The sequence below is a fragment of the Vibrio sp. 10N.222.54.A3 genome (assembly GCF_041474095.1).
Lineage (GTDB): Bacteria > Pseudomonadota > Gammaproteobacteria > Enterobacterales > Vibrionaceae > Vibrio > Vibrio crassostreae_C.
This window is the reverse complement of record NZ_JBFRTN010000146.1, coordinates 1-6223: the sequence shown is the minus strand read 5'-3', so window position 1 is coordinate 6223 and position 6223 is coordinate 1. Positions and strand designations below refer to the sequence as shown.

Annotated in this window: 4 protein-coding genes; 2 read left to right on the top strand and 2 right to left on the bottom strand. The window is 45.2% G+C overall.

Going from position 1 to position 6223, the window contains the following annotated elements; genetic code table 11:
* Positions 1 to 209: 209 nt before the first annotated feature.
* A complete protein-coding gene (locus AB4507_RS21950; protein WP_017064150.1) occupies positions 210 to 902 on the top strand; it encodes an oligogalacturonate-specific porin KdgM family protein in 693 nt (230 codons plus the stop codon).
* A 257-nt stretch (positions 903 to 1159) separates the two neighbouring features.
* Here AB4507_RS21950 and AB4507_RS21945 read toward each other — a convergent pair whose 3' ends face one another.
* Together AB4507_RS21945 and AB4507_RS21940 are read right to left on the bottom strand one after the other, a co-directional pair.
* Positions 1160 to 1600, bottom strand: coding sequence for a DUF411 domain-containing protein (locus AB4507_RS21945; RefSeq protein ID WP_372183374.1), 441 nt, complete (start codon positions 1598 to 1600; stop codon positions 1160 to 1162).
* Positions 1590 to 4394, bottom strand: a complete 2805-nt coding sequence (locus tag AB4507_RS21940) for a copper-translocating P-type ATPase (protein WP_372183372.1) — start codon at positions 4392 to 4394, stop codon at positions 1590 to 1592. Before AB4507_RS21940 ends, AB4507_RS21945 begins: the two co-directional genes overlap by 11 nt.
* A gap of 300 nt (positions 4395 to 4694) precedes the next feature.
* On the opposite strand from AB4507_RS21940, the gene gltX reads away from it, so the two are divergent.
* Complete coding sequence (gene gltX / locus AB4507_RS21935) at positions 4695 to 6122, top strand: glutamate--tRNA ligase (RefSeq protein ID WP_017069020.1); 1428 nt, start codon at positions 4695 to 4697, stop codon at positions 6120 to 6122.
* Positions 6123 to 6223: the final 101 nt, after the last annotated feature.

Here is a 6223-nt window from a genome sequence, read left to right as displayed (position 1 = left end):
GTTTTTAAGTTGTTGATTTTAAAGTTTTAAATAACTTGTCTTTTTTTGATAGTGAGAGGGATCACTCTGCTGTCCCTTTTATTTTTAAACGCGAATTAATTCGAGCAACATAGATTTCATGCCAGGGAGGCTACCAACTACTCAAGCGGTGAAGGTGAATGATGTACCGAAGATGTGCCGCTGAAAAAATTAAACTAAGGCAGTTTACTATGAAAAAAATTATCGCTCTAAGTGCTCTTTCTCTTGCTTTCGCTTCTAGTGCTTTTGCTGGTTCTTCTTACGTAACGGGTAACATCCAAATTCATGACGATGGCCGTATCCACGGTTCTGACATGACTTCTACGCTAGAAGCTGGTCACACGTTTGATAACTCTCTAGGCGGTTTCACGGTTTATTCTGAGTTTGATGGTATCCAACTGGGCAAACTTGAATCTGAAAATGGCGGTGCAGGTAATACTACTCCAGGCATCACTGTAGGTGGTGAGCAATCTTTCAACATCACTGACAACCTATGGGTTGCTGCGGGTTACCAACATCTATTCTCTGCGGGTGAAAGCATTCAGTTCCGTCCACTAGTTAAGATCGGTTACAACTTCGACAACGGCATCTCTATTAGTAACCGTACTCGTGCACACATCGATGATACTTCAGCTAATGCTGACACAGACTACCGCATGGATAACCGCATTGCTTACACAGTGAATGCTGACCTAGCGCTTAGCTACAACAACGTATACATGATTGATGCTGAAGCGATGGACCACGAGTTACGTGCAACATGGACTCGTCAAGGTGTTCAACCTTACTTTGAATTCCGTAGCCAAGCTAACGGTGTAGATTTCGCAAACGGCGATTCTAAGCAGAACAACGCATTCGTATTCGGTGCTTCTTACGGCTTCTAAGCTGATTCGCTTGGTTGCTTAGTCTATTAGATTATTAGCCGAGTGAGCTTCTTCGCTAAATAGCTTTTTGCTAAATAGCTTGCTAGCTAATTAGCGAGGGGAATATAGCGGTACTAACAGCCCGGTTGGTACCGCGACAAGATTTGCTTTACTGTCCAAAAGCAAAGAGCCTAGTAAGCAAACCACAGTCTTGGGTTTGCTTGATACTAGGCTCTATTTTTATGCTTTAAATTTTCTACCTTAGGTGAATTGGTACTCTAGTTACCTTTATAGTGACGGTACTCAAACACCTGACCCTTATCATTAAACGCGTACACAGAGTACTCGTCTTTCTTATCGCCATATTCCATGCCTGGCGAACCCATTGGCATACCCGGAACCGCTAAACCAATCGCATTACGTGGTGGGTTTTCTAGAAAGGCTTTAATGTCATCTGCTGGAATGTGTCCTTCAAATACGTATCCGTCGATCTCTGCAGTGTGGCAAGAGGCTAGCTCTTGTGTTATCCCTAGTTTCTGCTTGATTGGGTTCATATCATCGTGGAGCTTCTCAGTAACATCGAACCCAGCATCTCGCATATGTTCAGTCCATTCTGTGCAGCAGCCGCAGTATGGAGATTTGTGGTTTAGAACATCAGTAGCTAAAGCTTGTCCTGAGATTGCAGCGAGTGCAGTAAGAGTCATAATTTTACGAATCATGGTTAACCTCATGAATATGGTTTTTATTAATATTAGAATGAGTTGGTTTGAACAATCTCAGCCTGTTGGCATTGCTGACTACAGTAATTGACGACATCGCCATCGCAGCGCCTGCAACGACAGGGCTAAGCAGAAATCCGAAAAATGGGTAAAGCACACCGGCCGCGATAGGAATACCAAGCGAGTTGTAGATGAAGGCACCAAATAGGTTTTGCTTCATGTTTCTCACGGTCGCTTGAGATAGCTCGATCGCGTTGCTTACTGATAATGGCGATGAGTTGAGTAGCGTCATTTGCGCACTTTCAATCGCGACATCACTGCCACTGCCCATTGCTATGCCTATATCTGCTTGAGCAAGTGCAGGCGCGTCGTTAATACCGTCTCCGACCATGGCAACACTCTTATATTGCTGTTGCAGCTGAACAATGTGTTGAGCTTTCTGCTCTGGAAGCACTTCTGAAATCACTTCGTCGATACCGACGTTTTTACCTATCGCTTGAGCTACAGAGTCGTTGTCGCCCGTTAATAGCACAGTGTGAATTCCGGCGGATTTTAGTTGAGCTATCGCCTGTTTGCTATCTATTTTTAACGCGTCTGAAATGCCCAATATGCCTTCCAGTTTTTGGTCAATCGCAATGAAAATAGGCGTCCACGCTTGCGAGCGGCAAAGCTCGATGAAATCCGCGCCAACCTCTGTATTGATACCTAATTGGGTGAGGTACTTAAGCGAGCCAACTTGCACTTTCTTGCCGTTAATTGTTGCTTGAACCCCAAGCCCTCGTTGGTTTTCAAATTCGCTGTGTGGGAGTACTGAAACTTCCAAGCTCTCTGCATATTGGCAAACGGCTTTGGCAAGTGGGTGCTCAGATCCTACTTCTACTGAATAAGCACAAGCCAGTAATTCTTGTTCTGATAAATCGCCATAAAAGGCTTGCTGAACGGTTGGCTTACCTTGGGTTAATGTGCCTGTTTTATCAAACACGACAGCATCAATTTTGCTTGCAGATTGCAACACATCGGCATCTTTGATCAGAACGCCAAACTCAGCGGCTTTGCCAACGCCGACAGTAATTGAAAGTGGTGTCGCAAGGCCTAAGGCACATGGACAAGCGATGATCAGCACTGTGGTTGATACCACTAACATGTAACTGGCGCTTGGTTGTGGGCCAACAAAAAACCAAACTAAGGCGGCAGCAACTGCGATTGCGACCACAACCGGAACAAAAACGGCTGAGATAGAATCGGCAAGCTTGGCGATTGCTGGTTTACTGCTTTGCGCTTGGCGAACCATTTGAATGATCCGAGCCAGCATGGTGCTTGATCCAATCCCAGTCGCTTCAATAATTAAACTACCATCCCCATTAATAGTGCCCGCAGAAACGCAATCATTTATTGTTTTGACGTTGGGCAGTGGTTCACCGGTCAGCATCGACTCATCGATATAAGATTCACCTGAGACTACGACACCATCAACCGGTACTTTTTCTCCGGGTTTTACTCGTACCTGCATGCCTACCTGAATCGCTTCTACTGCGATGGTTTGTTCTTTGCCATCGACAATAACCACCGCTTTTTGAGGCTGTAAGTTAATCAATGCCTGTAAAGATTTTGTGGTACGCGCTTTGGCTTTGGCTTCGATGTAATGACCCAAAGAAATTAAGCCAACGATCATTGCGCTTGCTTCAAAGTAGACATGGCGAGATGGTTCTGGAAACCATGATGGAATCAGCACAACCAACATTGAATAGAACCATGCTGCGCCTGTACCTAGAGCGACTAAGGTATCCATGGTCGCGCGCTTATACGTGAGAGACTGCCAAGCATTCGAGAAGAAGCTACGACCTGAGGTAGCAAGCAGTATCAAACAAACGACACCAACCAAGCCCCAAGCCAGTTGATCGTTAAATGTGGCAATGGTCATGCTGCCACCGAACACACCCCATGCCATCAGCGGCGCACCGATTACCAACGCGCTTACTGAGTTTCTAAGGAAGGCTTGTTGAGTACGAAGTTGCTGTTCTTGTTGTTTTTGCTGTTGAGTCGCTGCATCGTCGACAAACTCAGCGCCATAACCAGCAGCTTTCACCGATTCTATTAGAGCGTTTTCAATGATGTCTCTTGTTTGAGAGGTGAAAACCAAGGCAGTTTGTTCGGCAAGGTTGATCTGAGCTTGGTCGACAAACTCATTCTTTTTCAGTGCTTTCTCTACCGAAGAGACACAACTCGCACAAGTCATCCCCTCAAGAACAAGGTGATAGGTATATTGGCTAGCTGCGGTTTTATCTTCACTCTTTTTATCTGCTTGTTCGTCTTCTAAATCTGAACTCGATGAAAGGTCATTCGTTTCTGAGTAGGGAGCTGCGTGGTAACCCAGGCTTTCGACCAGCTTAATCACCTCAGACTCAGAAAGCAGAGTAACCAGTGATAATTCCTGTTTGCTGACTTCTAGGTTTAAGGCTTGCTCAGTTTGTTCAAGCGCTTTAGTCAGTTTGCTCACACACTTGCCGCAACTCAGACCGGATAGCGAAAGGTGCAGCTGATTACCCATAGAATAGCCAAGCGTTGCTAACTGTTCGTTGAGCTGAATGTAACTAAATGGAGTCGAAATATCGATGTAGGTCGGCGATATGTCATTAATCATCGTGCTGTCGAGATCGCTAAACAGTGTGCGAACTTTCTTCGCGCAACCCATGCAATTTAGGCCGTTGAGCGCCGTTGTGTAGTAGTTCATATCGATACTCCAATTCTCATCTACGCCTAACATAAACCTTCCCGTAAGGGTAAGGTCAAACATAAATTCAAGAATTTGATCTTGGTGGAGTGCTAGCTGGTGGTTTCAGTTTGGAATGGAAGAGGGAAATTAAGAATGTGCGGCTATAATCTACTTGCTAAGACTATCTATTTAAGACTTTAAGGGCGTAATTGGCCTTTCAATAACGGCTTTCGTACAACAACAGCGCATTAATCATTCACTACTGATTGTAGATTTAAGCGGTGGTGATAAAATAGCGCCCAAAATTTAGTGATGTTTGACTATTGCAGGCCTTGTAATGGCGAGCACTAAAAGAATCACCTACATAATCAAGGTATTTAAATGACGGTTAAAACTCGTTTTGCTCCTAGCCCAACTGGCTATCTTCACGTTGGTGGTGCACGTACTGCACTTTACTCTTGGCTATTCGCTAAGAACCAAGGTGGTGAATTCGTTCTACGTATCGAAGACACGGACCTTGAGCGTAACTCTCAAGAAGCGGTTGATGCAATTCTAGAAGGCATGCAATGGATGGGTATGGAATGGGATGAAGGTCCTTACTACCAATCTAAGCGTTTTGACCGTTACAACGAAATGGTTGATAAGCTACTTGCTGAAGACAAAGCATTCAAATGCTACGCGTCTAAAGAACTGCTTGATGAAATTCGTGCAGAGCAAGAAGAAAACAAAGAGATGGCTCGTTACGATGCTAACCACCCTAAAATTGTTGCAGCAAACGAAGCAGCAAAAGAAGGTGATGCATGCGTTATCCGTTTCCGTAACCCTAAAGAAGGCAGCGTAGTATTTGATGACCAAATCCGTGGTCGCATTGAAATCGCGAACAGCCAACTTGATGACCTAATCATTCGTCGTACAGACGGTGCACCAACATACAACTTCGTAGTTGTAGTGGATGACTGGGATATGGGTATTACACACGTTGTTCGTGGTGAAGACCACATCAACAACACACCTCGTCAAATCAACATCTATGAAGCACTAGGCGCGCCAGTTCCAACTTTCGCTCACTGTGCAATGATTCTTGGTGATGACGGTGCGAAACTTTCTAAGCGTCACGGTGCTGTTTCTGTAATGCAATACCGCGACGAAGGTTACCTACCAAATGCACTAAACAACTACCTAGTTCGTTTAGGCTGGTCTCACGGTGACCAAGAGATCTTCTCTCAAGAAGAGATGATTGAATTCTTCAGCCTGAACGCTATCAGCAAGTCTGCTTCTGCATTCAACACTGATAAGCTACTTTGGTTGAACAACCACTACATCAAGACATCTGAGCCTGAGTACGTTGCAAAATACCTGCAATGGCACCTAGACGCACAGAAGATCGATACAACAAACGGTCCAGCTATCACTGAAGTGATCAAGCTAGTTGGCGAGCGTTGTAACACGCTTATCGAACTTGCTGAGCAATCTCGTTACTTCTACGAAGATTTCTCTGAGTTTGAAGCTGGCGCAGCGAAGAAGCACCTACGTGGTGTTGCTAAAGGCCCACTAGAGCTTGCGCTTGCTAAGGTTGAAGCGCTTGAAGATTTCACGACTGCAAACATCAAAGACGGTGTTATCGCAGCAGTATGTGAAGAGCTAGAGATCGGCATGGGTAAAATCGGTATGCCACTTCGCGTAGCAGTAACAGGCGGCGGTCAGTCTCCTTCTGTTGATGCAGTGATGGAGCTTGTTGGTAAAGAGCGCGTAATCGCTCGCATCAAGATGGCTCTTGAGTTCATTGCTGAGCGTGAAGCTAACGCTTAATCCTATTTCTCTTGTTTGAGATAGAATGTACTTGAGATAGAACGATCATCAGCCGACAGCTTAATTCGCTGTCGGCTTTTTATTGGTGCGCCGAGCATGGC